The organism is Micromonospora psammae, from assembly GCF_036902725.1.
Lineage (GTDB): Bacteria > Actinomycetota > Actinomycetes > Mycobacteriales > Micromonosporaceae > Micromonospora.
Map to the genome: position 1 here is coordinate 86,894 of NZ_JBAKHM010000004.1, position 22,331 is coordinate 109,224.

The 22,331-nt window shown below is 71.9% G+C and carries 23 protein-coding genes; 14 read left to right on the top strand and 9 right to left on the bottom strand.

Features of this window, described 5'->3' with window-relative positions:
* Positions 1-139 precede the first annotated feature (139 nt).
* On the top strand, positions 140-2,833 hold the full coding sequence (gene aceE, locus V6U79_RS08920) for a pyruvate dehydrogenase (acetyl-transferring), homodimeric type (RefSeq protein ID WP_334521925.1): 2,694 nt from the start codon (positions 140-142) through the stop codon (positions 2,831-2,833).
* A gap of 133 nt (positions 2,834-2,966) precedes the next feature.
* On the opposite strand, the gene V6U79_RS08925 is transcribed toward aceE, so the two are convergent.
* Positions 2,967-3,422: a VOC family protein gene (locus V6U79_RS08925; RefSeq protein WP_334521926.1), complete on the bottom strand. Its 456-nt coding sequence runs from the start codon at positions 3,420-3,422 to the stop codon at positions 2,967-2,969.
* A gap of 97 nt (positions 3,423-3,519) precedes the next feature.
* On the opposite strand from V6U79_RS08925, the gene V6U79_RS08930 reads away from it, so the two are divergent.
* The 3 genes from V6U79_RS08930 (at position 3,520) to V6U79_RS08940 (ending at position 5,726) form a co-directional block, all read left to right on the top strand.
* The gene (locus tag V6U79_RS08930) at positions 3,520-3,690 is read left to right on the top strand and encodes a hypothetical protein (RefSeq protein ID WP_334521928.1); all 171 of its coding nucleotides are present in this window, start codon (positions 3,520-3,522) and stop codon (positions 3,688-3,690) included.
* 141 nt (positions 3,691-3,831) lie between these two features.
* On the top strand, positions 3,832-4,809 hold the full coding sequence (locus V6U79_RS08935) for a hypothetical protein (protein WP_334521930.1): 978 nt from the start codon (positions 3,832-3,834) through the stop codon (positions 4,807-4,809).
* A gap of 269 nt (positions 4,810-5,078) precedes the next feature.
* The gene (locus V6U79_RS08940) at positions 5,079-5,726 is read left to right on the top strand and encodes a GNAT family N-acetyltransferase (RefSeq protein WP_334614199.1); all 648 of its coding nucleotides are present in this window, start codon (positions 5,079-5,081) and stop codon (positions 5,724-5,726) included.
* Positions 5,727-5,747: 21 nt separating this feature from the next.
* On the opposite strand, the gene V6U79_RS08945 is transcribed toward V6U79_RS08940, so the two are convergent.
* Complete coding sequence (locus tag V6U79_RS08945; protein WP_334521934.1) at positions 5,748-6,023, bottom strand: hypothetical protein; 276 nt, start codon at positions 6,021-6,023, stop codon at positions 5,748-5,750.
* 372 nt (positions 6,024-6,395) lie between these two features.
* Between V6U79_RS08945 and V6U79_RS08950 the strand changes: the two genes are divergently transcribed.
* The 5 genes from V6U79_RS08950 (at position 6,396) to V6U79_RS08970 (ending at position 10,403) form a co-directional block, all read left to right on the top strand.
* Complete coding sequence (locus tag V6U79_RS08950) at positions 6,396-6,737, top strand: HflX GTPase family protein (protein WP_334614201.1); 342 nt, start codon at positions 6,396-6,398, stop codon at positions 6,735-6,737.
* Positions 6,738-6,952: 215 nt separating this feature from the next.
* Positions 6,953-7,099, top strand: a complete 147-nt coding sequence (locus V6U79_RS08955) for a hypothetical protein (RefSeq protein WP_334614203.1) — start codon at positions 6,953-6,955, stop codon at positions 7,097-7,099.
* A gap of 134 nt (positions 7,100-7,233) precedes the next feature.
* Positions 7,234-8,091: a hypothetical protein gene (locus V6U79_RS08960; protein WP_334614206.1), complete on the top strand. Its 858-nt coding sequence runs from the start codon at positions 7,234-7,236 to the stop codon at positions 8,089-8,091.
* A gap of 137 nt (positions 8,092-8,228) precedes the next feature.
* Positions 8,229-9,782, top strand: coding sequence for a PP2C family protein-serine/threonine phosphatase (locus tag V6U79_RS08965; RefSeq protein ID WP_334614207.1), 1,554 nt, complete (start codon positions 8,229-8,231; stop codon positions 9,780-9,782).
* A 60-nt stretch (positions 9,783-9,842) separates the two neighbouring features.
* Positions 9,843-10,403: a TetR/AcrR family transcriptional regulator gene (locus tag V6U79_RS08970; protein ID WP_334521946.1), complete on the top strand. Its 561-nt coding sequence runs from the start codon at positions 9,843-9,845 to the stop codon at positions 10,401-10,403.
* Between the two features lie 8 nt (positions 10,404-10,411).
* Here the strand turns inward: V6U79_RS08970 and V6U79_RS08975 are convergent, their stop codons facing one another.
* Together V6U79_RS08975 and V6U79_RS08980 are read right to left on the bottom strand one after the other, a co-directional pair.
* A complete protein-coding gene (locus V6U79_RS08975) occupies positions 10,412-11,284 on the bottom strand; it encodes a diacylglycerol/lipid kinase family protein (protein ID WP_334614208.1) in 873 nt (290 codons plus the stop codon).
* Position 11,285: 1 nt separating this feature from the next.
* On the bottom strand, positions 11,286-12,851 hold the full coding sequence (locus V6U79_RS08980) for an FAD-binding oxidoreductase (protein ID WP_334614209.1): 1,566 nt from the start codon (positions 12,849-12,851) through the stop codon (positions 11,286-11,288).
* A 46-nt stretch (positions 12,852-12,897) separates the two neighbouring features.
* On the opposite strand from V6U79_RS08980, the gene V6U79_RS08985 reads away from it, so the two are divergent.
* From V6U79_RS08985 to V6U79_RS08995, 3 genes are all read left to right on the top strand, one after another.
* Positions 12,898-14,424: a glycerol-3-phosphate dehydrogenase/oxidase gene (locus tag V6U79_RS08985; protein ID WP_334521952.1), complete on the top strand. Its 1,527-nt coding sequence runs from the start codon at positions 12,898-12,900 to the stop codon at positions 14,422-14,424.
* Positions 14,425-14,530: 106 nt separating this feature from the next.
* Positions 14,531-14,920, top strand: a complete 390-nt coding sequence (locus V6U79_RS08990) for a RidA family protein (RefSeq protein ID WP_334521954.1) — start codon at positions 14,531-14,533, stop codon at positions 14,918-14,920.
* Between the two features lie 26 nt (positions 14,921-14,946).
* On the top strand, positions 14,947-15,735 hold the full coding sequence (locus V6U79_RS08995; RefSeq protein WP_334521957.1) for an SIR2 family NAD-dependent protein deacylase: 789 nt from the start codon (positions 14,947-14,949) through the stop codon (positions 15,733-15,735).
* Between the two features lie 31 nt (positions 15,736-15,766).
* Here the strand turns inward: V6U79_RS08995 and V6U79_RS09000 are convergent, their stop codons facing one another.
* The 4 genes from V6U79_RS09000 to V6U79_RS09015 all read right to left on the bottom strand — a co-directional run bounded on the left by V6U79_RS09000 (position 15,767) and on the right by V6U79_RS09015 (position 19,915).
* A complete protein-coding gene (locus V6U79_RS09000; RefSeq protein ID WP_334521960.1) occupies positions 15,767-16,699 on the bottom strand; it encodes an NAD-dependent epimerase/dehydratase family protein in 933 nt (310 codons plus the stop codon).
* Positions 16,700-16,903: 204 nt separating this feature from the next.
* Complete coding sequence (locus tag V6U79_RS09005) at positions 16,904-18,061, bottom strand: low temperature requirement protein A (protein ID WP_334614211.1); 1,158 nt, start codon at positions 18,059-18,061, stop codon at positions 16,904-16,906.
* A gap of 110 nt (positions 18,062-18,171) precedes the next feature.
* A complete protein-coding gene (locus V6U79_RS09010) occupies positions 18,172-18,747 on the bottom strand; it encodes a hypothetical protein (RefSeq protein ID WP_334521966.1) in 576 nt (191 codons plus the stop codon).
* Between the two features lie 19 nt (positions 18,748-18,766).
* Positions 18,767-19,915 carry a zinc-dependent alcohol dehydrogenase gene (locus V6U79_RS09015; protein WP_334521969.1) on the bottom strand — a complete coding sequence of 383 codons (1,149 nt, stop codon included), beginning with the start codon at positions 19,913-19,915 and terminating at the stop codon, positions 18,767-18,769.
* 550 nt (positions 19,916-20,465) lie between these two features.
* Between V6U79_RS09015 and V6U79_RS09020 the strand changes: the two genes are divergently transcribed.
* Together V6U79_RS09020 and V6U79_RS09025 are read left to right on the top strand one after the other, a co-directional pair.
* Positions 20,466-20,936 carry an ANTAR domain-containing protein gene (locus V6U79_RS09020; RefSeq protein ID WP_442933761.1) on the top strand — a complete coding sequence of 157 codons (471 nt, stop codon included), beginning with the start codon at positions 20,466-20,468 and terminating at the stop codon, positions 20,934-20,936.
* A 112-nt stretch (positions 20,937-21,048) separates the two neighbouring features.
* On the top strand, positions 21,049-21,765 hold the full coding sequence (locus V6U79_RS09025; protein ID WP_334521973.1) for a GAF and ANTAR domain-containing protein: 717 nt from the start codon (positions 21,049-21,051) through the stop codon (positions 21,763-21,765).
* A gap of 105 nt (positions 21,766-21,870) precedes the next feature.
* On the opposite strand, the gene V6U79_RS09030 is transcribed toward V6U79_RS09025, so the two are convergent.
* Complete coding sequence (locus tag V6U79_RS09030) at positions 21,871-22,266, bottom strand: STAS domain-containing protein (protein ID WP_334521975.1); 396 nt, start codon at positions 22,264-22,266, stop codon at positions 21,871-21,873.
* Positions 22,267-22,331 lie beyond the last annotated feature (65 nt).

Below are 22,331 nucleotides of genomic sequence, written 5' to 3' on the forward strand. Positions count from 1 at the left end.
GTTTGATCGATCATCGATCAGAGCTATCGTTGGCCCCGGACCACCGGCCGCGAGCTGCGGCGGACCGGTCCTCCTGCCTCACCGTCTCGACCTCCGTCCTGAGGACAACGAGGTCCCGGACCGTCGGAAGGCGGCCATCATGACCGACATCGGGCGAAACACCCCAAGCCCCCTCGATCAGATCCCGGACCGCGATCCCGAGGAGACCGCCGAGTGGGCGGCGTCGCTCGACGCCGTCACCGCGGCGGCCGGGCCGCACCGTGCCTCGTACCTGCTGCGCCGCACTCTCGAACACGCCGAGGGCTCCGGTCTCGCGCTGCCGAAGCTGGTGGAGACCGACTACCTCAACACCATCCCGACCGCCGCCGAGCCTGAGTTCCCCGGGGACGAGGAGATGGAACGGCGCATCACCGCCTGGAACCGCTGGAACGCCGCCGCGATGGTGACCCGCGGCAGCCGCTACGGGCTGGGCGGCCACATCGCCACCTACGCCTCCGCCGCCTGGCTCTACGAGACCGGCTTCCAGCACTTCTTCCGCGGCAAGGAGGCCGACGGCTCCGGCGACCAGCTCTACCTCCAGGGCCATGCCGCCCCCGGCGTCTACGCCCGGGCCTTCCTGGAGGGGCGGCTCACCGAGGGCCACCTCGACCGGTTCCGGCAGGAGGCGGGGGGCGACGGCCTCCCCTCCTACCCGCACCCGCGCCGGCTGCCGTGGCTGTGGGAGTTCCCCACCGTGTCGATGGGCCTGGGCCCGCTGTCGGCGATCTACCAGGCCCGGTTCAACCGCTACCTCCAGCACCGCGGCATCAAGGACACCTCCGCCTCCCGGGTGTGGGCGTTCCTCGGCGACGGCGAGATGGACGAGCCCGAGTCGACCGCCGCGCTCGCCCTGGCCGGTCGCGAGGGCCTGGACAACCTCACCTTCGTGATCAACTGCAACCTCCAGCGGCTCGACGGTCCGGTGCGCGCCAACTTCAAGATCGTCCAGGAGCTGGAGGCACAGTTCCGCGCCGCGGGCTGGAACGTCGTCAAGTCGCTGTGGGGCTCGGCCTGGGACGACCTGTTCGCCCTCGACACCACCGGCGCGCTCGTACGCCGACTGCGCGAGGTCCCCGACGGGCAGTTCCAGACCTACGCGGCCCGGGACGTCCACTACATCCGCGAGCACTTCTTCGGCGCCGATCCGGCGCTCGTCGAGATGGCGAAGGTGCTGACCGACGCGCAGATCGCCGAGTGCTTCCACACCTCGCGGGCGGGCCACGAACCCCGCAAGGTGTACGCCGCCTACCGGGCCGCCGTCACGCACCGCGGCGCGCCGACCGTGATCCTCGCCCAGACGGTCAAGGGCTACACGCTCGGCCCGAACTTCGAGTCGCGCAACGCCAACCACCAGATGAAGAAGCTGACCGGGACGGAGTTCCGCGCGCTGCGCGACCTCCTCGAACTCCCCATCCCGGACAGCCAGCTCAACGGTGACGTGGTGCCGTACGTCCACCCCGGCGCCGACTCGCCGGAGGTCCGCTACCTCCACGAGCGCCGGGCCGCGCTGGGCGGCCCCGCGCCGGCCCGTCGGGTCCACCCGGTGGTGCTGCCCGCGCCGCCCGCCAAGCCCTTCGACACCCTGGCCAAGGGCTCCGGTAGCCAGGAGATCGCGACGACCATGGCCTTCGTCCGCCTGGTCAAGGATCTGCTGCGCGACCCGGAGACCGGCAGGCGTTGGGTGCCGATCGTCCCCGACGAGGCGCGTACCTTCGGCATGGAGTCGCTCTTCCCGTCCGCCGGGATCTACTCGCCCCACGGCCAGACCTACGACCCGGTCGACCGCGACACGCTCCTGTACTACAAGGAGGCCAGCGACGGGCAGATCCTGAACGAGGGCATCACCGAGGCCGGCTCGATGGCCGACTTCACCGCCGCCGCCACGTCGTACGCCACCCACGGCGAGCCGATGATCCCCTTCTACATCTTCTACTCGATGTTCGGTTGGCAGCGGACGGCCGACCAGATGTGGGCGCTCGCCGACCAGCTCGGCCGTGGCTTCCTGATCGGTGCCACCGCCGGCCGTACGACGATGACCGGCGAGGGCCTGCAACACGCGGACGGGCACTCCCACCTGATCGCGTCCACCAACCCGGCGGCGATCGCCTACGACCCGGCCTTCGCGTACGAGATCGCCGTGATCGTCCGCGACGGCCTGCGCCGGATGTACGGGCCGGACGCCGAGGACGTCTTCTACTACCTGACGGTCTACAACGAGGCGAAGGTCCAACCGCCGATGCCGTCGGGTGCCGACGTCGAGCAGGGCATCCTCAAGGGCCTCTACCGGTACCGGGAAGCCGACGCCGACCAGGTGACGGCGGATGCGCCGCGCCTGCAGCTCCTCGCCTCCGGCACCGCGATGCACTGGGCCCTCGAGGCCCAGCGGCTCCTGGCCGCGGACTGGAACGTGGCGGCCGACGTGTGGTCTGCCACCTCCTGGAGCGAGTTGCGCCGCGACGCCCTGGACTGCGACGCCGCGCTGCTCAAGGGCGAGGACCGGATCCCGTACGTCACCCGGGCGCTGGATGGCGCTCCCGGCCCGGTGCTCGCCGTGAGCGACTGGATGCGGGCGGTCCCGGACCAGATCAGCCAGTGGGTGCCGCAGGACTGGCACTCGATCGGTACGGACGGCTTCGGCCTCTCCGACACCCGCGAGGCCGTCCGCCGCCACTTCGGGGTCGACCCGCAGTCGGTCGTGGTCGCGGCGCTCGCGGCCCTGGCCCGGCGCGGCGAGGTCAAGCCGGAGACCGTCCAGGAGGCCCGCAGGCGCTACGGAATCACCGACGACAACTGAACCCTGGTGGATGTGGGGGGTCGAAGGGCGGCGGCCGGTCGCCCCTTCGACCCCCTTCGTACGTCGGCTCGCGGCCCGCTCGATCCTGATCGGGATGGTCGCGGCGATTCCCCTGTCGGCCGCCGCCGGGCTGCTAGGTGTGGTCGCCCGGGCTGTCGGCGAAGAGCCCGTGCAGCATCCCGGTGGCCTGCCCGATCTCGATGAGGTAGCCGTCCGGGTCGCGTAGGTAGCAGCGCACCTCCGCTTTGCGGTCGAGCGGTTCGGTCAGGAACCGCGCGCCTTTCGCCCGAGCGTCGGCGTGGAACGCGGCGATGTCGGCAACCCGGACGTTCAGGAACGCGGATACCGGGTCGCCCGGCTCGGGTGGGGCCAGGGTGATGCCGGGCTTGTCGGGGGTGGGTCCACCGCCCGGGTTCATGATGATCCAACTATTGGCGATCCGGACGATCGCGGGGTTCTCGGCCAGGACGACCTGTCCGCCGAAGATGTCGGCGTAGAACTCCCGCGAGACCGCGACGTCGCGCACCGTCAGAAAGTGCGTGACCACCAGGCCGTGCTGTGGCGCGGGAAGGTCGTCGCGGTCCACCATCGGTGCTCCTCACGGTTGTCCGGTCCGGCCGGCTCCGGTGGGCTCAGCCGGTCCACCACGCCACGCGGTCCCAGCCTCCCAGCTCCGCCGCGGCCGGGTGGCCGCTCTGCGGGAAACGGCGCTCGCCGCCGAACGTCCACCGGTGCCGGTGCTGCGGATCATCGTGGCCCAGGCGGTGGTGATCTTCCTAAACCTTCTCCGGCTGGATGCAGGGCTTTCAGCGGTCTCGTTCCCGGGGCTCGGCGAGGTCGTCGGGTATTGGCGTTGAGGCATCTCCTCGACCGATGCAGCGGGGCCCCAGAGAACACGGTCTTGTGCGAAGCTCCCCGGCAGTCGGCACAGCGGAGACTTCCCGTGCCGGCGACGGTTGCCCGAGGACGGGTTGCCGGCTGGTGACGAGAGGGAGTTGATGTCTGTGCTGATGAGCCGCTTTAGACCATCGCCATTTGGTGCCCGGCTGATGACATTGTTGCTGGTGGCGTTGACCGTTCTGACGGCGGCGCCGGCACCGGCGCAGGCCGTGGCGGTGCCCCCGGGTGGGCGGGCGAACTACGTCGTGGCCCTGATGCGCAATGTCGGCACGGAGTCGTTCGTGCGCCTGGCCGAGTACAGCCTGCGTTCCGACGGTACGGCACGTGCCGACTACTGGGCTTGGAACGCCAAGACCCTCTCCGGCCGGGCGGAAACGGGTTTCACCACCGCTGGCTGCGCGCAGACCTGCAAGGTGTACACGGCTGCGGGCTTCGAGAGTGACCCCAAGCAGCTGTACGGGACCTGGTCCGTCTCCGGTAGCGATCTGACGATCCAGTGGACGACGAACTCCCAGACCGAGCGGTGGAAGTTCTCGAACATGGCTACCGTGACCAAGCTGGACCTGGCGAGTCACCCGACCGCCAACCGCGGGTTCGGCTGGGGAAGCACGGTGCACTTCCGCACCGGAGTCAGCGTGACTGACATCTACAATGCCCACGGCACCTACACGGGGCCCGGAGTCGAGAACAACTACGGCACCATCACCGAATTCCCGGCATCGTCGCAGACGATTCATCACCCGGATGCCTACAACTCGGTGCGGCTGTGCAACGTGAACTGCATGAACCTGTCCACGATGAAATCCGACGGCGCGGGCGGGGTGGTTCCCAGCAACAAGGTCTACCTGGCGGGCAACGGCCTGGACCGAAAGATGTACTACAACCACCAGCTGTACGAGGTGAACGCCGACCGCTGCATCGGCACTGGAACGACGGCCGCCGGCCACCTCAAGCCGGCCCTGCAGATCATCGACGACAACGGAGCCTTCCGAGGCCTCGTCGTGGTGGAGGCCTCGCTCTACTCATTCTCCTATGGCGGCAACATCCTCGGCGTGTTCGACCTGAACGACATCTGACTCCTGCCGGTTGTCAGGGCGTAAAGGACAGTCCCGACGCGGCGGTCGCGCCGGTGGTGGACACCTGAGGTTCGCCGCCGGCGCGACCGTCTGGCTGGCCCGTCCTATGGCCGGTGGACCCCCGGCGTGCTGCTCTGCTGACGGGTCTGGCCCGGACGAGGCGGTGCCGCGTTCGAGGCTTTCGCCTGGGCAATCACGCTCGCGCATTCCAGCGTGCGCTCCCGGCCCGGCCGCTCACCGCGCCCGGGCCGGCCGGAACCGAGGAGACCATGACCAGAGGTCGTACGTTGGGTGACATCCTGGACGCGGCAGCACGTGGGCACTTCCCGTCGCCGGACGGCGGGACCACCGTGGTACCGCAGCCGAGCCACCGCGACGCCGGAGTGATCGCCTTCACCGCGCACTCTGTGGTGTTCACCGACGAAGACCCCGAGTGGGTACGTCGCACCCTGGCTGTTCTCGACTGCGATGCTCTGGCGGCCACCATGAATCCGCGTTTCCTGGGTGCGCTGCTCGACCGCACCCGGCGGTCTATGGACACCATCGACCTGCTGACAGTCGCGACCCCTCTTGCCGGTGCGCCACCGCTGGAGCTGATCGAGCTCGTGGACGCCGATCATCCCCGCGGAGACAGGGCGCGGAAGCGCCGCGATGACGTCCGCATCTGGGCGGCCGACGGTGGGGTGGTCGTCCTTGACCGGGGGGTGGCGGGCCGCTGGGAGACGGCCATCGAGGTCGACGAGGGATGTCGCCACCGGGGCCTGGGGCGAGCGCTGGCGACGGCCGCCCGGCATCTGGTGCCCGATGGGCAACCGGTCTGGTCACAGCAGGCCGCCGGCAACGCGCGCAGTGTGCGCGCCTTCCAGGCGGCGGGATTTCGCCCGGTGGGCGCCGAAGCGCTCCTCCTCGACACGTAGGCATTCCACGAAACGGACCGGTCAGCCGAACGCGGCGCTCACGTGGTGCATGTCGAGACCCGGGATGGCCGGCGACCGAATCAGCGTCGATGACGCGTCGGCCGTCACGGCTGGATCGCACAGACACAGGCCGAGCGCGCCCGCGCGGAAGCAGATTCCCACGCGAACGCGGGCATCACCCCACGCCGGATGAGCCGAGCAGAAACCACGACCCTGGTGACCGCGCTCGGCGACATCACCACGGTGGTCCACGACACCAATCCGGCCGACAAGGCCCGACCAGCCTGCGGCGCTCATCGGGTGTCTGCTGGTCGGTCTCGGTACGTCGGTGTTCACGCCGCGACTGGCCGACGCCGCCGCCCGGGCGCCCGGTCCGCCCGGGTCCGGATTCACCGTGCTCTCCGTCGGCCACCGCACCGCGGCCCTGCTGGTGCTGGCACCATCGGCCAGCCGCGAACACCTCGACGCTGAACGTCGGTGCGGCCATGGCCCTGGTCGGGCTGCCCGCGGTGATCGGCCTGGCGGTGGTGGCCGGCACGACCTTCCGAGGACGGACACGAACGACCTGACCTGTCCGATCCGAGCGAATGCCCGTGCGGGGTCTGGCACCATGGCACCGTGCGGCGAGATCCGACCGGGCTACCGGCCTCTGTGCTGGCGGGTGCCGACGTGGTGCTCGTCGGCCTGTTCTCCGCGAAGGACAAGGAGTTCGGCGCGAAGCTCGATCTGCTGGCGGCTTCGGTGGCGGCACGTGGTGGGCGGGTGGTGGGCCGGCACGTACAGCGGAGGGGTGTCTCGCACGGCGGTGCGGCCAGGATGAACGTGCCGTTCTCCCGACGGACACTGATCAGCCCCGGCAAGGCGCGCGAGATCGCGCACCTGTGCCGAGCCGCGGAGGTCGGCGTCGCGGTCTTCGCGAACCCGCTGACGGAGCACCAGCGAGCTGTCCTCGGCGGCATGTTCGGATGCCTCGTGATCAGCGGCGAGGACGTCTTTCCGCGCGGTCGGTGAGCGCCCGGACGTACCGCTCACCTGGCAACCAGGTCAGCTTGCCAGGTCACCCGACCAGGGCAGCGCGACTTCGGGCTTCAATCGTGGTCACAGGGCGGAATCCGGCGAGTAGGTCCTGCTATCGCCGGCGTGCTGGGGCGCACTCCGCCATCGTGTCAGAGCAGGAGCGGCTGAACCCGGTGGACCGCTGCGGCCGATCTGATGGGTGTCGATCAATGACGAATCCGGCCGCGTCCACGGAGGCCGACAACTGGCACGGCGGATTCTACGAGCTTCCCATCGAGATCGGTCAGGGCGAGGTCGACTGGGTGGTGCTGGCCGACCCCGCCGGCAACGGGTTCTGTGTGCTGACGCCCCGGTAGTGTGGCCCGGATCCGGCGGGCGGTCACTCTGCAGGCCGCGGTCAGCGGTGAGTCCACCAGTGCCGGTGTCGAAGTGCGTTACGTGTCGATGGCTCAGGCAGTCAAGGCCGACGACTGCCGGGGAGGATGCCGCAGTGACCGGTGGGCGCCTCGGTAGGGCACTCGACCTCGGCTCGCGCGCCTGGTGGCGCCTGGTCGGCCGCCGGGTGGACCTGGACGGCCGCCACCAATGGCTGGACGCGCCGACCTGCGGTCCCGGACCGGTCGGGGCCTCCTGGCTCACGGCCGAGGCGAAGCGCGTCGGCGGCGTCGTGCGGGAGGATGTCGCCGGCGGCGGTCTGTTGTCTTCGATGTCGCTTCTGGACGGTGCCGGCTTCCGCGCCGCCGAGCTGGACCAGACGGTCCGGCACTTCTACGAGCACACCGCGAGCTGGCGGATGGAGGTCTGGGCGCAGTGGTCGGCGCGGTTCCAGCCGGGCGGTGAGCTGGTCAGTCGGCTCTTCGGCCGCCGCGTCCAGCAGCTCGCCCTGCCGACCCGCCCACTCGACGTCGCCCACGGCATGGATTCGCGTGTCGTGCACATCGTCGACGCCCACGGCGACCAGCACGCCGCCGGATGGTTGCGGACCCTTTCGGCCACCGGCGAGTTCGTCTACAGCGGCTGCTACTCGGCCCGGCTGTTGCCCGGCTCGGACCAGCCCTCGGTACATGTGGCCTTCCCACTGGAGTCCGGCAACGTGCAGGTCTTCCTGCGTCCCAGCATCCAGGCCGACGGTTCGTTGGTGCTGTCTTCGCCGCCCGGGGTCTTCGGCGGCGACGGAGCCTATGTCGTGGTCCGGGACGGCGGCGGCGGAGCCTGGGCCGCGCGTGTTCCCCTCCACGAACGCTTCCACGTCTACCGGGATCACCGCGGTGTGCTGCGCACCGACCACGAGTTGCGGGTCTACCGGTCGCTCGCGCTCCGCCTGCACTACCGGCTGGACCCGGCCTGACTCGCGCCGCGCGAACGATGGCAGCTCCTTGTGCTCGCGAGCGTCGTCATGACGACGCTCGCGTGGGCCTACGAGCCTCCGGGTGCCGGCGTGGGCGGATGCCCCGGAGTCGCCGCTACGATGGCTAGGCTGCTCGCATGGTTCACGATGGCCTGCCGGTTCCGCATGCCGCCGCGTCATCGCCGGGTGCCTCCACCGTGGCCGCGGTGCGTGAGGTGCTCTCCGCGATCCCGGCCAACTGCACGTGGCTGCTGCCGGTCACGGCGGCCGACGGGGAGGTCGTCGACTTCCGGATCGCGGCGACGAGCGACCAGGCCGGCGATGTCTACGGTCGGGGCGCCGGGCGGATCGGTGGGCTGCTCAGCGAACTGTACCCCGGCATCGTCGGCGGTCCGCTCTGGCTGACCTACCACCAGGTGCTGGCGAGCGGAGAGCCGCGCCGGCTGCCCGACTTCCGCTACGTGGGCAGCCGGGCGGGCGTCGTCGCGGACTCCCTGTTCGACGTGACGGCCCATCGGGTCCTCGGCGGCCTGCTGGTCTGGTGGCAGCGCCTGGACGAGGACCGGCGCCGACTGGAGCGCACCGAGCTGCTGGGGAGCCTCGGTTGGGCCGAGTACGACCTCGTCACCGGGCGCAGCGAGTGGTCACCCGGCATGTTCCGGATCTTCGAACGGGATCCCGCCCTGGGCCCCATGTCGCGCGCCGAGCAGGCCGCGGCGCTCGTCCCCGACGACTACGGACTGCGCGAGGCGGCCTGGCAGACGCTGGACAGCGGGGGGTCCTCGGACGTCACGGTGCGCTTCCGGGCCGGCACCTCGGTCAAGTACCTGCGGATCCTCTCCGATGCCGCGTGGGACGGCGACGGGGCGCCGATGAAGGTCTACGCCGTGGTGCAGGACGTGACCGCGCGGGTGGACTCGCGGACGGCGATCGAGCGTCTCAGCGACCAGTTGCGGACGCGCGAGATGACCGCGTTGGCGGAGCACCGGCTCGCCGGGCAGTTGCAGAACCTGATCCAGCCGGTGCCCCGCGACCCCGTGTCACTCGCGGGTCTCGAGGTGCTGGTCGGCTACCTGCCGGCGGAACGCGTACTCCAGGTCGGCGGTGACTGGTACCACGCGCAGACCCTGCCGGACGGCCTGGTCGCGCTCGCCGTCGGAGACGTCGCCGGGCACGGCCTGGGGGCGGCCAGCGGCATGGCCCACCTCCGGTTCGCGCTGGTCGCGTGGCTGTCGATCGGGATCCGGGATCCGGGCGTGCTGCTCGGCCACCTGAACCGGCTCTGCGGGCAGTTGGGCGTCACCGGGACCGCGGTGGCCGCCCTCTACGACGCCTCGACCCGGTCGCTGTGCTGGGCCCAGGCCGGCCATCCGGTTCCGCTGCTGGCCCGAGCCGGGGCGACCACCACGCTCGACCGGCCGTCGGGCGTCCTCCTCGGCGTCGACCAGACCGTCACCTACCCGGTCGCCGCGCAGTCGTTGCGCGCCGGCGACCTGCTCCTCTTCTACACCGACGGACTCGTGGAGCGACGCTCGGCCGACGTCGACGAGCTGCTGGTCCCGGTGATGCGAGGGTTGTCGACCCTGTCCCGCGAACCGGGGAAGCAGACCCTGCCGCGGCTCCGGGACCTCCTGCACCACCCGAGTCCGGACGACGACACCTGCACCCTGGCGGTGCGCGTACTGCCGTGAGCGATCGGCGGCGGGTCGGGTGTGCACCGGTGCCGCCGCCGGGCGTGGTAGACATGCCGCGTGGACGACCTGGTGCTGGACGCCGCCCGGGACTGCGTGCTGGCCTACGGCGTGCGCCGTACGACGTTGACGGACGTGGCGCGCCGGGCCGGGGTCTCGCGGATGACCGTCTACCGGCGCTGGCCCGACGTGCAGTCACTGATCGGGGACCTGATGAGCCGGGAGTGGCATCAGGTGCTGGTGGCCACCGGCGAGGACGAGCCGACCGGGCCGGCCCGGTCACGCCTGGTGGCGCGGGTGACGGCGGGCACGCGGCTGCTGCGGGAGCACCCGCTGCTGTGCAAGATCCGTGACGTCGACCCGGAGGTGCTGCTGCCGTACCTCCTGGACCGGCGCGGCGGCGGTCAGGACGAGATGCTGCGGTTCCTCGCGGCGGCGGTGGCCGGCGGCCAGGCCGACGGCTCGGTCCGGCCCGGCGACGCCGAGCTGATGGCCCGTGCCGTCTTCCTGACCACGCAGTCCTTCGTGCTCTCCGTCCGTACGGTCGCCGACGGCGCGCCGGTCGCCGACTTCGACCGCGAGCTGGCCCGCCTGGTCGACGGCTACCTGCGCCCGGACTAGGGCCGGTGTCACGGCCGCTGGCCGGCAATGATCCGCAGCGCTCCCGGCCGTACCTCGACGTGCACCTCCGCTTCCCGGCCGACGGGGTCCCCGTCGCCGTACACCGCGACCGGACGGTCGGCGCGTACGGTGACCGAGCTGCCGCGCTGGAAGGTGACCTGCGGCAGCCGCAGGTGCGAGCCGGTACGCATGCGCCACAGCGCGACCGGGAACAGCAGCCTGCTGGCGTGTCGGATCACCACCACCTCCAGAGCCCCGTCGTCGGGCCGCGCCATGGGGGCGATGTGGAGCCCACCGCCGTAGTACCCGCAGTTCGCGACGACGACGGTGTACGCGTGCACCTGCTCCGTCCGGCCGTCGAGCGTGATCGTGTACCGGGTGCGGGGCCAGCGCAGCAGCGCGCGCAGCCCGGTGGTGGGGTACACCAGCGACGCGGGCAGGCGTGACCGGTTGGCCAGCTCGTTGGCGGCGGCGTCGATGCCGGCGTAGACGCTGCCGATGATCGTGTGCTCGGCGACGCGCAGCACGTCCAGGTGCCGTGGCCGACCGTGCAGCAGCAGGTCGGCGACCTCGGTGGGGGAGTGCGGCAGCTTCAGCTGGCGGGCCAGGTCGTTGCCGCGGCCGGCGGGGATGACGCCGAGCAGGCCGCCGGCGTCGACGACGGCACCGGCGAGCAGCCGGATGGTGCCGTCGCCCCCGGCGGCGACGACGACCTCACCGGCCCGCGCCGCCTCGGCGGCGCACCGGCGGGCCTGCTCGGCGGTCTGCGTGTACTCCACCCGGATCCGCGCGCCGGCGGCGCGGAGGTGGTGGGCCACCGGCATCAGGCGGGACAGTCCCCGGCGTGCGGCCGGTCCGAGGATCACGGCGAAGGCGCGCACCTCACGGCACCAGGATGCCGGGGTTGAGGATGCCGGCCGGGTCCAGGTGCCGCTTGACCGTCCGGAGCAGGTCGACGGCGACCTCACCGATCTCGGCGGCGTACCACGTCCGGTGGTCGGCGCCGACCCCGTGGTGGTGGGTGATGGTGGCGCCCGCGGCGGCGATCGCGTCGCTGGCGGCCGCCTTCGCGGTGCGCCAACGGTCGATCGGGTCCGGCCCGGGGGAGCAGATCACGGTGAAGTACAGCGAGGCGCCGGTCTCGTAGACGTGGGAGACGTGACCCAGCACCAGCGCCCCGTCCGGCAGCGCGTCGAGGATGGCCTGCCGGACGCGGTCGTGCACCTGCGGCACCGTCGACCAGTACGCCGCCGTCTCCAGGGTCTCGGCGAACGCCCCCGCGTCCAGCAGCGCGTCGCGCAGGTACGGGGCGTCGAAGCGGTGCCGGGCCCACTGCTGCCCCGCCTCCGCGCCGAGGGGCACACCGCCGTGTGCGGCCAGCACGCCGGCGGCCGCGTCGGCGGTGGCACGGACGTCGCCGCCCTCGTATCCGGCGATCAGCAGGCATCCGCCGTCGGAGCGGCCGGACCCGGCAGCCCCGATCATCGTCTCGACCTCGTCGGAGAGCCGCAGCACCGTGGGTCGCGGCCCGTCCTGCGCCAACCGGCGTACGGCCTCCAGGCCGGCGGCGAACGACTCGAACCGCCAGCCCTCGTAGTGGGATTGCGCCGGCAGGGGTCGTACCCGCACGGTGACGTCGGTGATGATGCCGAGCGTCCCTTCGCTGCCCAGGAAAAGCTGCCGCAGGTCGGGACCGGCGGCGGAGGCCGGAGCGCGACCGATCCGCAGGGTGCCGCGGGGCGTGGCGACGGTCAACGCCGTCACCATGTCCTCGAAGCGGCCGTAGCCGGCCGATGCCTGGCCGGAGGAGCGGGTGGCGGCGAACCCGCCGATGGTCGCGTACTCGTAGGACTGGGGAACGTGGCCGAGCGTGAGCCCGTGCGCGGCGAGCAGCTCCGCGGCCCGGGGGGTGGGCAGCCCCGCCTGCAGGGTCGCGGTCCGCGACACCGGGTCGACGGCGACGAGGTGGTCGAGTCGACTGAGGTCGACGGTGACGTGCCCGGCCGCGGTGGGTGTCAGGCCACCCACGACGGAGGTGCCGCCACCGAAGGGGACCACCGCCACGCCGTGCCGGGAGCAGACGTCGAGTACGGCCAGGACCTCGGCGTGGTCGGCCGGGCGGAGAACCGCCTGCGGGGCGAGGGCCGGCCGACCGAGCCGGTCGCGCAGCAGGTCGGGCGTCGACATGCCGGCCGCGTGCCGCGCCCGGGCCGGCGCGGTGGTGACCACGTGTCCGTCGCCGACCACCTGTCGCAGCGCGTCGAGGACCGCGCCGTCGAGCTCGCAGTCCGGCAGGGCGACCTCGGCCAGCGGCACGGTCGTCGGCGGGGGTGTCAGGTCGAGCACCTGCGCCAGCAGTTTCCTCGCGGCGTCCGGTAGCTCCTTCGCGGCCTCCGCCGTCCCCCAGCGGGCCCAACCGGCGCTCGACGCTTCCCCTCGTTCATTCATGTGTGACAGAGTTACATCCAATGTCACTCAGAAGCAAGGAGGCCCGGTGGAAGCATCGCTGACCGGCGCCCGCCGTGACCGTGACCTGAACGAGCTGGCCGCGGGCCTCGCCGTCGACGTGCTCGTGGTCGGGCTGGGCGTCACCGGCGCGGGGGTGGCGCTCGACGCCGCCAGCCGTGGGCTCTCCGTGGTCGCCGTCGACGCCCACGACCTCGCGCACGGCACCTCCCGGTGGAGCTCCAAGCTCGTCCACGGTGGCCTGCGCTACCTCGCCCACGGTCAGGTCGGCGTGGCCTACGAGAGCGCGGCCGAACGCCACCTGCTGCTGACCCGTACCGCCCCGCACCTCACGCGCGCCCTGCCGATGCTGCTCCCGTCGACCGGGTTCACCACCGGTTGGCAGGACCGCGCCGCGGCGGCGGGGCTGCGCGCCGGAGACCTGCTGCGTACCTGCGCCGGGACCTCCCGCCGCACCCTTCCCGGCACCCGCCGGCTGGGCGCGGCCGAGGCCGGCGCGATGGCACCGGCGCTGCGCCGGGCGGGGCTGCGCGGGGCGCACCTGTCCTGGGACGGCCAGCTCTGCGACGACGCCCGACTCGTCGTCGGCCTCGCTCGCGCGGCCGCGGCCCGGCGCGCCCGCATCCTGCCCCGCTGCCGGGCCGTCGAACTGCACCGGGACGGTGCCACCATCGAGGACACCCGCACCGGTGGTCGGCTGCACGTCTCCGCCCGCGCCGTAATCAACGCCACCGGCGTCTGGGCGAGCGAGCTCACCCCACACGTCCGGCTACGACCGTCGCGGGGCACCCACATCGTCCTGTCCGCCGCCCGCCTGGGCGGGCTCTGGGCGGGGCTGACGATCCCCGTGCCCGGCGAGTTCACCCGCTACGTCTTCGCCCTGCCCCAGACCGACGGCCTGGTCTACGCCGGCCTGACGGACGAGGCGGTGGACGGGCCCGTTCCCGACGTGCCGGAACCCACCGAGGCCGACATCGCGTTCCTGCTCGACGTGCTCAACAGTGTCCTCGACGCGCCCCTGCGACCCGCCGACGTCCTCGGCGCCTACGCCGGGTTCCGCCCGCTGCTGGCCGACGGTGGTTCCCGGACCGCCGACATCTCCCGACGGCACGCGGTCATCGACGACCCGGACGGCATCATCAGCGTGGTCGGCGGCAAGCTCACCACCTACCGCCGGATGGCGCAGGACGCGGTGGACACCGCGGTGCGCGGGCGCGGGCTCACCGCCGGCGCCTGCCGTACCCGGCGGCTTCCGCTCCCCGGTGCCGCGAGCCGCGCGCAACTGGCCCGGGTTCCGGCGCCCCGCCGGCTGGTCCAGCGCTACGGCACCGAGGCGGTCGACGTCCTGGCCGGGGCGCCGGCCGGACTCCGCCGGCCGATCGGGCCCGACATCCCGGTCACCGGCGCCGAGCTGCTCTGGGCCGCCCGGCACGAACTCGCGCTCACCGTCGACGACCTGCTCGACCGGCGCACCCGCATCGGGCTCGTCCCGGCGCACCGGGAGGCCGCGCTGCCCGTGGCGCGGGACATCCTCGCCCTCGCCGCCGAGGGGTGACCGCGCCGTCGCGCCGGCGTGGTGAGGAGGGCGGCGGTTTCGTCGGTCACCCCGGGATCCACATCTTTCTGCGATGCTCTCGGCCGTGACTTATCCTCGCCGTTCGGTGACGTCAGGATCACCGCTGGAACCGGAGATCGGCTTCTCCCGCGCGGTGCGGATAGGGCCGTACGTGTCCGTGGCGGGCACCGCGCCGATCGCGGACGACGGGACGACAGCCGGCCCGGGAGACGTGTACGCGCAGTCCGTGCGTTGCCTGGACATCGCCGAGCAGGCACTGCGCGACGCCGGTGCGACGCTGGCAGACGTCATCAGGACCCGGGTCATGCTGGTTGACATCGCCCGGTGGCGAGAGGCGGCGCGCGCACACGGCGAACGCTTCGCTCAGGTACGCCCGGCGTGCACCTTCGTGGAAGTGTCGCGCTTCATCGACCCGGAGTGGTTGGTGGAGTTCGAGGTCGACGCCGTGGTGGGACCGGACGACCGGAGCGGCTGAACCCCGTGCTGGCAGGATCTGCACACATGGAAGCTGATCTGCTCCGGCGCGCCGCCCGACTCCTCGGCGACGCGCGCCGTGTCGTCGTCCTCACCGGCGCCGGTGTCTCCGCCGAGAGCGGGGTGCCCACCTTCCGGGACGCCCTCACCGGCTTGTGGGCGCGGTTCGACGCCCAGCGGCTCGCCACGGCCGAGGCGTTCCATGCCGATCCGGACCTGGTCTGGGGCTGGTACGAATGGCGGCGCGCGCGGGTGGCCCGAGCCGAGCCCAACCCCGGTCATCGGGCGATCGCCGCCATCCAGACCCGGGTCCTCGACTGCACCGTCATCACCCAGAACGTCGACGACCTGCACGAACGGGCGGGGACCCGAGCCCCGATCCACCTGCACGGTAGCCTGTTCACACCCCGCTGCACCGCGGTGCCCGCCCACCCCGCGACCTTCGGGGACACCTCGGGCGGCCCCGGTCAGCCGCACGAAGGCTCCCGGGTGCCACCGCCGCGGTGCGCGTCCTGCACCGCGCTCGTCCGCCCGGGGGTGGTGTGGTTCGGTGAGCCGCTGCCCGAGACGGCGTTGACCGCGGCGGTCGAAGCGGCCGTCGCCTGCGACCTGCTGCTGACCGTCGGCACCGCCGGCGTCGTGTACCCGGCCGCCGAGATCCCGCAGGTCGCGGCGCGCTCGGGCGCCACCGTGATCCAGGTCAACCCGCAGCCGACCCCCCTCGACCCGGTCTGCGCCATCAACCTGCGCGGCACCGCGGCACAGGTCCTCCCGGCCCTGGTCGCCGCCGCGTGGGGGGAAACCGACGAGAGTTAGCCGGTTTTCGGAACGGATGCTCCACCGCGAGCTACCCGAAGAGCTCTCGGAATCCCTCCCGCCACGACGGGTACTCCAGGGTCCACCCCAACTCGGCCTTGGCCTTGGCGTTGCTGGCCGCGCGGAGCTGGGTGCCGTAGTAGACGGCCTGCACGCCGATCTGCTCCTCGGCCTCCGCCTCGGACACGCGCCCGGGCGCAGGGGCGTGGAGGATGTCGGCCAGGTACGGCAGCCACTCGGCCTGGGGGGCCGGCTCGTCGTCCACGATGTTGTAGATCCCGGGGCTTCCCCGGTCGACCGCTGTCACGGTGGCCGCCACCGCGTCGCGCACGTGCACGAACGGATACTGGCCGGTGCCCTCGCCGACGATCGGCACCGCGCCGGACCTGACCCCGGTGGCCCATTCGCCATCCGGACCGACCGCGGTGCCCTCGCCGTAGAAGAAGCCGTACCGGAGGACGACGCCGTCGATCCCCGGTGTCTCCAACACCAGCGTCTCGGCCGCGGTGTTCGCCTGTACGTGGCTGCGGATCGGCTCCGGGGCGTCCAGGTACAGCGGTGATGCCTCGTCCGTGGGACCGGACCCGGAGGGCTGGGTCATGAAGCTGGCGCTCTGGGCGACGACCCGACGGGTGCCGGCTTCGCGAGCCGCCGCCATCAGTGTCCTCGTGCCCTCGGCGCGCAGCCGGTTGGTCACCGCCAGCCAGGTGGCGTAGTCGCGGGACGGCGCGGAGAGCGCGGTCATCTGGTTGACGATGACCTCCGGTTCGGCCCGGCCGATCGCCTGGCGCACCGTGGCCTCGTCGAGTCCGTTCATCAGTTCCGGCCGCGCCCCGAGCGCCTCTATGACGGAGAATTTCTCCGGGCGTTGGCTGGTGGCCACCACCTCGTGGCCCCGGTCCACCAGCGCCTCGACGATGGGCCGACCCAGCACCCCGGTTCCTCCGGCGACGAAAATCCGCACTGTCGTCTCCCCGCTCTCGCGTCCCGGTCCGACTCATCGTGACCCGCGCCGTCGGTCGACGCGGCCGAATCGGTCAAGCTCGGCGCGGTCGTGGCGGCGGTGGGTGCCGTGGACGCGAGGCTGGAGAGCGAGACGGATCTCCGGGTCGCGACGTCGGGCGCCCCGGGCGGGGGTCCACCTCATTCCGCTGTCGTACCGCGCCGATCACTCCGGCGCGGCCTCCCAGCGTTTGGAGCGGCCGTCGAGGATTCCCACGGTGATCAGGACGGCGACGGTCGCCGCGGCGACGCCGAGCAGCGGCATCGCGGGTCCGGCGAGCGCGATGACCGCCAGGGCGGGCAGGCCGAGGAGCCGGGGACGGGAGACCCGGCGGTAGATCACGGCGGACAGGCCGACCCGGCCGGCGAGGAAGAGCGCGGGGCCGGCGACGGTGATGGCGACCGCTGTGCCGGGTGCCCGTTCGGTGGGATGGGCGATCACCAGGTCGGCGGCGACCGAGGTGGCCACCACGCCGGCGATCATGACCAGGTGCAGGTTGCCGGCGAGAACGCCGAACCGGGTGGGGTCCCGTTCGTCGATGGCGGCGCCCAGGTACCGGCCCGCCGGCGTGACGTACAGCCGGCCGGTCAGCGCCGCTATGGCGAAGGCCAGCAGGAACGCGACGGAGTGCGCGACACCCAGACCGGCCGCGGAGAACGCCAGTCCCGCTGTGATGATCAACTCGCCGAGCGCGATGATGAAGATCTGCTGGAACCGTTCGGTGAGGTGCCTGCCCCGTAGCCGCAGCTCGCCCGGCTGCGCGCGACCCAGGCCGGGGGTGGGCCAGCCCAGCGGCGCCGCCGCGTAGTCCAGCGCCACGGCCACCGTCCAGGCCGGCAACCGTACCCCCGGCCACACCACCCCGGCCAACCAGAAGATCCCGGACGCGCCGAACCAGACCAGGACGCGCAGCGTCCGGCGACGGAGGGCGTGCCCACGTAGCGTCACCGACGTGACGATGCTGCGGCCGAGGTGCAGTGCGACGTACGCCCCGGCGAAGAGACCGGCCCGGTCCCCGGTCGCCTCCGGTATCGCGACGCTCATCAGGAGCACCCCGAGCGTGGTGCCGATGAGCAGGGCCTGCACCCGGGGGTTCGCGCGGTCGTACCAGTCGGTGAACCAGGCCGTCACCACCCAGACCGACCAGAGCGGCAGCAGCAGCAGGGCGGTACGGGCCACCCCGGCGACGGAGACGTCGGCGAGCAGGACGAGCGAGAGTTGCCGCAGCGCGAGGACGAAGGCGAGGTCGAAGAAGAGTTCCAGGAACGATGCCTGGAGCGGTTCGTCGCGGCGTCGCAGCAGCGCGTCCGGGCTGCTCGACATCGCGGCTCCTCCCGGACTCCCGGCGCCTCCCTCCGCCTTCATACCACCGCCCGCCCCGGCCCCGGGCGAGGTCGTCGGACCGCACGGCAGCCGCCGCGGGTAGCTGGATGCTAGGCCGGTCGGCGTCGGGCGATCCGCCTCAGGGCCAGGTAGGCGGCCCCTCCCGCCAGCAACCAGGGCGCCGCGACGACGACCGGGTCCAGCGGATGGTGTACGCGATCCACCCGCCGGCCGCGGGCGCGGGAGGCCAGCCCGTGGTGGGAGAGCTCGCTGCGGACACCGGTCTCGGCGAGCGGGTTGTCCGGGCGGCGGGTCAGGAACGACCCGAGGGTGCTCTCCACCGCGTCCACCCGGTCCGCGGCCAGCAGGAGCAGCCAGTGTGCGGCGCGTGCCTCGCTGTACGTGCGGTAGGCGTACCGGCGCAGCACCCCGGAGAGCCCCTTGGGCGGGCACGACGTGCCGAACACGGGGGTGAGGAACTGGTGCTCGATTGACCTCTCCCGCGGCCACTTCTCGGGCTGTCGTTCCGGGAACCGCCAGTGTGCCCCGTTGAGGTCCGGGTCGAACCGCTCCCGGGGCACCGACGGGCGGTCCTTCGGGTCGAGGTCGGCACCCCAGCCGGGGATGCTGGCGCGCAGCTCCTCGCTGGATCGAGCCAGTTTCGGCTTCTCGGGCGTGTAGGCCATGGTCCGGCTCCCGGTCTTCTCAGGCGGCGTTCGGGACGATCAGCGGCTTGATGCAGCCGTCGAGCTTGGCGGAGAAGATGTGGTAGGCCTCGGCGATGTGCTCCAGCGGGATGCGGTGGGTCACGATGTCGCTGGGATTGAGGTAGCCGTTACGGATGTGGTCGAACAGGCGCGGCCACTGCCGCTTCACCGGGCACTGGTTCATCCGCAGGGTGAGCCCCTTGTTGAAGGCGTCGCCGAACTTCACGGCGCTGAACATCGGCCCGTAGGCGCCCATCACCGAGATCGTGCCGCCCTTGCGCACCGAGTCGATCGCCCAGTTGAGTGCCACCGGCGACCCGCCCTGCAGTTTCAGCTTGGCGGCGGTCACGTGCTGGAGGAAACTGCCGTCCGCCTCGGCGCCCACCGCGTCGATGACCACGTCGGCGCCGAGATGATCGGTGATCTTCTTGAGGTGTACGACGATGTCGTCGTACTCGGCGAAGTTGTAGGTCTCGGCGTGGGCGAACGACTCCGCCTTCTCCAATCGGTACTGAAGATGGTCGATGACGATGACCCGGCCGGCGCCCATGAGCCAGGCCGACTTCGCCGCGTAGAGGCCCACCGGACCGGCCCCGAAGACCACCACCACGTCACCCTCGACGATGTCGCCGAGCTGCGCACCGAAGTAGCCGGTGGCGAGCGCGTCGGTCAGCAGGACGGCGTCGTCGTCGTCCAGCCACTCCGGGATGAGGCTCGGGCCGACGTCGGCGAACGGTACGCGGACGTACTCGGCCTGGCCGCCGTCGTATCCGCCGCAGGTGTGCGAGTAGCCGTAGATGCCGCCCACGGCCGTGGCGTTCGGGTTGACGTTGTGGCAGTTGCCGAAGAGGCCCCGGGCGCAGAAGAAGCACGACCCGCAGAAGACGTTGAACGGCACCATCACCCGGTCGCCGGGCTGCACGTTCCGGACCGACGGCCCCACCTCGTCGACCACGCCGACGAACTCGTGACCGAAGGTCGTCCCGACCCGCGTGTCGGGCATCATCCCGTGGTACAGGTGGAGGTCCGATCCGCAGATCGCCGCCCGGGTCACCCGCACGATCGCGTCGTTGGGGTGCTCGATCGCGGGGCGATCCTTCTCCTGCACCCGCACCCGGTACGGGCCGCGATAGACCATTGCCTGCATCAGATGCCTCCTGTACCAGCGGGCCGGCGGACGTCTCGCCCCGAATCCCGTCGAAGCACCGCAGGTGGTACCCCTGGGTTCGGCAGACAAACCGCAGCCGGGCCGCAACGGCGAACCAGGGGCGATTCCGACGACGGCAGCGGCGCCCCCGCGTGCCGTTGGCCGGGGCGCGTCCCGGACAGCACGGCGGTGTGAGCAGCACGGGGACCGGGTACGGCACCCGAGGCGGTTCGCGGGGCATCGACGTCAGCCGCGGACCCGCTGCCCGGGCCGAGTACGAGGGGCCACGCCGGAGGACAAGGAGAACCATGGGACCGTCGTCGGTCAGCCCGCAGAGCGCCTTCGCCGAGCTGGGAGCGATCAGGCTGGACCAGGTCGGTCTCGATGAGATGTTGCAGCGGATCGCGGACCTGGCCAACCGGGCCATCCCCGGAACCCGGGACGTCTCGGTGACGCTGATCCGGGGCGGCGACACGCGAACCGTGGTGTCCACCAGCGACCTGCCCGCGACCTCGACGACTGGCAGTACCAGCGGGGCTTCGGTCCCTGCCTGGACTCCTCGCCGAGCGGTGACTCCATCAGCGTGCCGGACATGGCGACCGAGAAACGGTGGCCGGAGTGGGCGGAGTACGCGCACAGCCGGGAGGTCGGTAGCTCGCTCTCGGTCGGCCTGCCGATCCAGGAGGCCGTCGTGGGGGCCCTCAACGTCTACGGCGGGCAGGCCCACGCCTTCGACGCGGAGGCGATCGACGTTGCCGAGCGGTTCGCCGCGTACGCCGCCGTCGCCCTGGCCAATGCCCACCTCTACGACACCACCGCCACGCTCGCGGAGCAGATGCGGGAGGCGATGCGGAGCCGGGCCGTGATCGAACAGGCCAAGGGAATCATCATGGGCGAGCGGCGCTGCTCGCCGGAGGAGGCGTTCGCGCTGTTGTCGAAGATCTCGCAGGACACCAACCGCAAGGTCCGGGACGTCGCCGCGGCACTCGTCTCCCGCGCCGTCGGCACCGGGCGCGACTGATTCACTCACGGTGGTTTCCTCCGCCGCTCCGCGGGGCACCGGATCAGCTGGTACATCCGCAGACGGATTCCGGTGTGCGGCCTCGGTCGACCCCGGTGGAGCAAGGAGAAACGTGAGAGCTGCGTCCTGGCTCGAGCCGTCGTCCGGTGATCTCACCAACCACCTCGTGGCCCTGGCCGGTCTTCCGGACGAATCCCCGTCGGTGCCGATGCTGCTCGCGAGGATCGTCCGGTCCTGCGCCGCCCTGGTCGACCCGGCCGACCACGTCTCCGTCACCGTCGCCCGGCACGGTGACCACCTGACGCAGGCCGCCAGCGACTGGACGGCCGAGGCCGCGGACCTGGCACAGTACGCGCAGGACGACGGGCCCTGCCTGATGGCGCTGCGCTCGGGCGAGCCGGTGGCGGTGCCCGACATGGCCGGTGCCCTGGTCTGGCCACGGTTCCGTGACGTCGCGTGGCAGAACGGCGTGCGGGCGTCGCTGTCCGTTCCGCTCTTCGCCAGCAGCGGTGCGACGGTCGCCGCGCTCAACCTCTACGCCCGTGACGCCGTCGCGATGGCGGCCCTGGTACGGCACGTGCAGGCCTGTTACCAGCCCGCCGGTGACCTGCCACCCCTGCCGTCGGTGGACGCCGGAAGCCGGCAGCTCGTCGCCGGCCTACGTGGTGCCCTGCACTGCCAGGACCTGATTCAGCGCGCCCTGGGCGTCCTCATCGGACAGCACGGGCTCTCCGTCGTCGAGGCCTATCAGCGGCTGGTGGAGTCCACTCCGCCGGGATCGCCACTGACCGCGACGGCCTCGACCGTCCTGCGCCAATTCCAGTCTTGAGGCAGCTCCGGGTCATTCGGCGCAGGTGCGGGAGGTCGGTCGGCTTCGTGCTCATCGAGCCTCGGCCGGGGACGGACGACCACCTGAGGGCACATGTCTCGACCCTCACGCAGCGCTGACGACCTCCGGTGGCTGCCCGAGATCGGGTGCCGCTGACCGATCGGTTGGTCGTGTCGCCTGCTGCCCCGTCCACCGCGCGCTCCCGCCGGTCAGGAGGACGCCGGCGCCGGTGATGTCGAGGACCCGGGCGGTCCCACCGCGGGCGCCGCGGACGTCGAACCGGTGCCCTACGCGGGCCGCCTCGTTCGCGACCTCGATCAGGACGTTCACGCCGGCCGCGCAGCAGAAGGTGACGCCGCTCAGGTCACAGCAGACCCAGGGGTGTTCCCGGACGGCGGCGGTCAACGCCGCTCTCAACGCGGGAGCCGTCTCGAGATCGATCTCGCCCGTGGCGTTGACGACACGTACGTCACGGCCGGGCGGCCGCTGCGGATCTGTCATCGATGAATGGGGCATGGCGAGCCGACCTCCCGGTTCGGGTGAGGTGGGCGCGTGGCTTGACCCAC

Excerpts from the sequence above, each read along its gene's own strand:
- aceE (WP_334521925.1), top strand. The coding sequence starts at position 140 with ATGACCGACATCGGGCGAAACACCCCAAGCCCCCTCGATCAGATCCCG.
- V6U79_RS08925 (WP_334521926.1), bottom strand. The coding sequence starts at position 3,422 with ATGGTGGACCGCGACGACCTTCCCGCGCCACAGCACGGCCTGGTGGTC.
- V6U79_RS08935 (WP_334521930.1), top strand. The coding sequence starts at position 3,832 with ATGTCTGTGCTGATGAGCCGCTTTAGACCATCGCCATTTGGTGCCCGG.
- V6U79_RS08940 (WP_334614199.1), top strand. The coding sequence starts at position 5,079 with ATGACCAGAGGTCGTACGTTGGGTGACATCCTGGACGCGGCAGCACGT.
- V6U79_RS08945 (WP_334521934.1), bottom strand. The coding sequence starts at position 6,023 with ATGAGCGCCGCAGGCTGGTCGGGCCTTGTCGGCCGGATTGGTGTCGTG.
- V6U79_RS08955 (WP_334614203.1), top strand. The coding sequence starts at position 6,953 with ATGACGAATCCGGCCGCGTCCACGGAGGCCGACAACTGGCACGGCGGA.
- V6U79_RS08965 (WP_334614207.1), top strand. The coding sequence starts at position 8,229 with ATGGTTCACGATGGCCTGCCGGTTCCGCATGCCGCCGCGTCATCGCCG.
- V6U79_RS08980 (WP_334614209.1), bottom strand. The coding sequence starts at position 12,851 with ATGAATGAACGAGGGGAAGCGTCGAGCGCCGGTTGGGCCCGCTGGGGG.
- V6U79_RS08995 (WP_334521957.1), top strand. The coding sequence starts at position 14,947 with ATGGAAGCTGATCTGCTCCGGCGCGCCGCCCGACTCCTCGGCGACGCG.
- V6U79_RS09005 (WP_334614211.1), bottom strand. The coding sequence starts at position 18,061 with ATGTCGAGCAGCCCGGACGCGCTGCTGCGACGCCGCGACGAACCGCTC.
- V6U79_RS09010 (WP_334521966.1), bottom strand. The coding sequence starts at position 18,747 with ATGGCCTACACGCCCGAGAAGCCGAAACTGGCTCGATCCAGCGAGGAG.
- V6U79_RS09015 (WP_334521969.1), bottom strand. The coding sequence starts at position 19,915 with ATGCAGGCAATGGTCTATCGCGGCCCGTACCGGGTGCGGGTGCAGGAG.
- V6U79_RS09030 (WP_334521975.1), bottom strand. The coding sequence starts at position 22,266 with ATGACAGATCCGCAGCGGCCGCCCGGCCGTGACGTACGTGTCGTCAAC.